5 protein-coding genes are annotated in these 3,340 nt (G+C 54.4%); 1 reads left to right on the top strand and 4 read right to left on the bottom strand.

Annotated elements, in window-relative coordinates; genetic code table 11:
• Window positions 1–186 (bottom strand): hypothetical protein (locus RQ738_RS13420; RefSeq protein WP_314165818.1); only part of this gene is annotated, 186 nt, incomplete at its 3' end.
• A 427-nt stretch (window positions 187–613) separates the two neighbouring features.
• Window positions 614–850, bottom strand: coding sequence for a hypothetical protein (locus tag RQ738_RS13415; RefSeq protein WP_314165817.1), 237 nt, complete (start codon window positions 848–850; stop codon window positions 614–616).
• A gap of 227 nt (window positions 851–1,077) precedes the next feature.
• Between RQ738_RS13415 and RQ738_RS13410 the strand changes: the two genes are divergently transcribed.
• A complete protein-coding gene (locus RQ738_RS13410; RefSeq protein ID WP_314165816.1) occupies window positions 1,078–1,416 on the top strand; it encodes a hypothetical protein in 339 nt (112 codons plus the stop codon).
• 930 nt (window positions 1,417–2,346) lie between these two features.
• Here the strand turns inward: RQ738_RS13410 and RQ738_RS13405 are convergent.
• Together RQ738_RS13405 and RQ738_RS13400 are read right to left on the bottom strand one after the other, a co-directional pair.
• Entirely contained in the window at window positions 2,347–2,760 is a 414-nt protein-coding gene (locus RQ738_RS13405) for a hypothetical protein (RefSeq protein WP_314165814.1), read from the bottom strand.
• The coding region (locus RQ738_RS13400; protein ID WP_314165813.1) for a hypothetical protein at window positions 2,757–3,340 on the bottom strand (584 nt) is incomplete at its 5' end. The genes RQ738_RS13405 and RQ738_RS13400, both read right to left, overlap by 4 nt.

Below are 3,340 nucleotides of genomic sequence, written 5' to 3'. Positions count from 1 at the left end.
ACTACCAAAAATCGATCCAACGGCTTGGTGCCGAAAGCATCGGCGCAGGCTTTCACGCAAATCAATGACGTTGAACAGTTGCTGAAAGAGCAGTAATCCGGAGAACGAAGTGAGCTGCTGGTCTTCGAACTTGAGCGTGGGAAGGTGATGGGTTTTCTGAACGGTTTCAGCTTTGCTATACTTCATCTGAAGCGGCCCTCCGTTTGCGTTTTTGGTAATGGTTTTGTCGCCACCAATTATATCGCAACGGTCTGGCCGCTTCTTATTTTCAAGGGGTTATGCGCGCTGATTCGGGCCTGAAATTCAGCGTCGCGTAACCTCACCAACGGTGAGTTTTGGCGACACCTACAGAAACGCCGTCAAACCCCTACGGTTATTGCCTCCTTGCGCATCAAAGTCCGGAATTTATGCAACAGCAGGGTTCAGTCTTTGATTGACGCCGATAGCGACTGCACGAAGATCGGAACCAGCTCTTCAGCCGATGGCTGTCCATGTTATTCCTCATGTTATTCCCGGATGTTTCGATTGAAGAGGAAATCGAGTTTTCGATTATTGCGGCCGAAGTTCAGTGCGTTCCCTGCTCCCCTTGTAACATCGGATCTGGTGCTCGCCGCTATGTACTATCATTTTCCCTCAGATCGAGGTCTAAATTGACGTTGTGCTCCTTTGCCGTGCGTACCGCCGCCTGCCAGTCTGCCCAATGGGCAGGGTCGGCGGTTCCTCCATCCTCCAGAAGACTCATACCTCCAAGCAGCGCGCCTAGATCGTCAGACTCCGTGCGCCTGTAGATCTCCTCGAGAAAAGCGAACATCGCCGCATAGGCATCTCGCGTGGTCAGCGTGTCGTCCATAGATCCTCCTATTGCCCCGATAAGCCGGTCTCTGGGTTGAAGACCCGAGGCGTCTGGTTCAGTCCGCCGTTCTGGATGACTCCATTGCGGGTCTGAACCCACACCTGAGTGCCGTCGTCCAGCGTTCGCGCGGACCACACGTTTCCGAACCTGTCCGTGCCGAGAGTCGTTGATGCATCGTCCGCAAGCCCCTGTAGGAGCGTCCGGTTTGCTGGCGTGTCAGCGAGGTGGCCGGGAGCGTCTCGGAAGATGTGCCGGACCTGTCCGGGCTGTTCTGGGAAGCGCGCCACCCCCCTCGTAACCGTTGCCCTCTCGGCCTGACGCGCAGCCGTACCCGCCACCTTTCTCGCAGCGACGCGAGATGCCGTCTGCGATATGATCGCCTCGCCCGGCGCGAGGGCACCCAGCGTTCCAGCGGTGAGCCGCTCGGCCGACTCTACCACACCCTCCGGCAATGCATCAAAATCACAATCCGGCTCACACGCCTTGGCAAGATTCTCGAAGCTGTACTGGTCTGTATTGAAAAACTTGCGAAACCCCGTGGCGGCCCCTTCTTTGATTCTTGAGAAGAACCCGCCCTCGCTCTGCGCGTCCCCCGATCGGCCGTTGCCGGCCGTCCGCCTTGGGGATCCAGATACGCCGGGACGGTTGGGGGTGGTAGCTGCCTGTGTGAATGCGCCGGTGCAACGCCTGCAGGTTCTCTTGCAGGTTGGCGCCGTAGCCTTCCCAGGTCTGACCATCCACACCCGTCGCCGCCCGACGATTCAGCGACCGATAGGCCTGTTCAAGCCGATCTTCGCTGACATGATGCAGCAGGTTATTGAAGCGCAACGAGGCGTCCCGTCTCGCTGCCTTGCGCAGCCTGAGCAATCCCGATCCTGCTTGCCCTCCGCTCTGTGTCGAAGTCACAGCGGCCTGCTCAGCCTTCCTCTCAGCCAGAACCCTTCGCTCCTCAGACTCCGCCATCTTCAAGATCTTCTTCGTCAATGTTGTTCGCCTGTCTCTTCGCTACTATGGTCCTGTCCGACTCCCCGTTCTCAAGGCTGAGCTCATTTCACTATTTCCTCAGCCCGACCGTCGTGGAACCTTCGACGGCACGGAACGGGGCCTCCCGGCTTCCGTGTGGCAGACATCAGTACATGCGCCGGGTCTCTGACTCCGGAGAACCGGCCGGCCACTCGCATGATGCGGCTAACCGTATTGCCTTCCCCTTCACCCAACAAGGTCGGCATTCTCGACGTGATTTCGGAGCTCAATACCGAGCCTGTACCTTCCCCTGTCAACGCTTAACGGATGCCCTCACGAACATCCGCCCATGACTCGGGGCTCTGGTGGGCTGCTAACCCTTTCCAGATAGCAGGCTTTCACCGCTTGATCTACCACCGGCTTTGGCCGGCGCTCTGGATGTCCATGTTGATCTCGACTAAGCGAACCCGAGGTGTGCTTCGAGGTGTGCTTCCGAACATGCGAAGAAGAGCAAACCGTATTCGCTCCTCTCACGTTGACCATATAAAAAACCACCCTAGAATAACCCAGACTGCACCAATCGAAATAAGAGGAACTATATATAGCAACCACCTATACTTCTTTTTACTTTGCTTTTCGATAAGCTTTGTACGCCTTTTCCGCGATTCCTCGTCGCCAACAATAAAATATGTAACGAGGTAACCGAGCGAAACAACACAAAGAACCATCACAAGGTTGTACTCTTGCTTGTTCAGGCCTTCAATTAAAGCATATTGAAGCACTAGGGCAATTGCAAACAACACAACCATGATTTGTACGTTGATCGTGTGGAACGCCCACCCATGTGGGTCACTGGGACCTGATAGTTTAAGCTGCAATCGATACACCCAGTAGTAATACCAATCAATTATTCTGATCTCCTCCTTACTACCAGAATTGTTCATTGACCAACCCTCTGGGTATCCGGAACTCGAGGAAAGAATATACGCTTGAAGATCGGTTGAGGTTGTTGCAATGCTTCCGCAGTCTTTCTCAGTCCTGCACTGAAAGGACTTACAACGTTCTCTTGAACGAGCTCATGCAACCCTGCAGAACCACCTATTGAACCAAATGCGATGCCTCCAATAATCCCAACTACACCAGTTGGGCTAAGAACAACTATCACGGCCACATCAACAGTTGTAAAGACTGCCGCCCCTCCAAAACCACCTAACTGCTCCGCATTAGAAAAATTATCCGCTCCCGCCATGAAAATGGATACTACAGTCGTTACTTTGCTAATTTTAAGCGCCGTCTTACTGATGACCTCAGAACTTATCGTCCCCGCCTTGATGCTATCCACGTCACCCGTAACCGGCGTGACCAGTATGAACTTGGGATCGATTTTGCCGTTTAGTATCGAGCCAGTTAGCCCCGCATTTGGCGGAGCGGTAATATTCAGACCGGATGTCTCTACGACCTCCTGGGTCACAGCGGCTGCCAATCCCAGGGCATCGTTGGCAACTCGAACATCTGAACCACTAA

The sequence above is a fragment of the Sulfuriflexus sp. genome, assembly GCF_032250955.1.
GTDB lineage: Bacteria > Pseudomonadota > Gammaproteobacteria > AKS1 > AKS1 > Sulfuriflexus.
The sequence above is the reverse complement of the archived record's forward strand: the minus strand, read 5'-3'. Positions and strand labels throughout refer to the sequence as shown.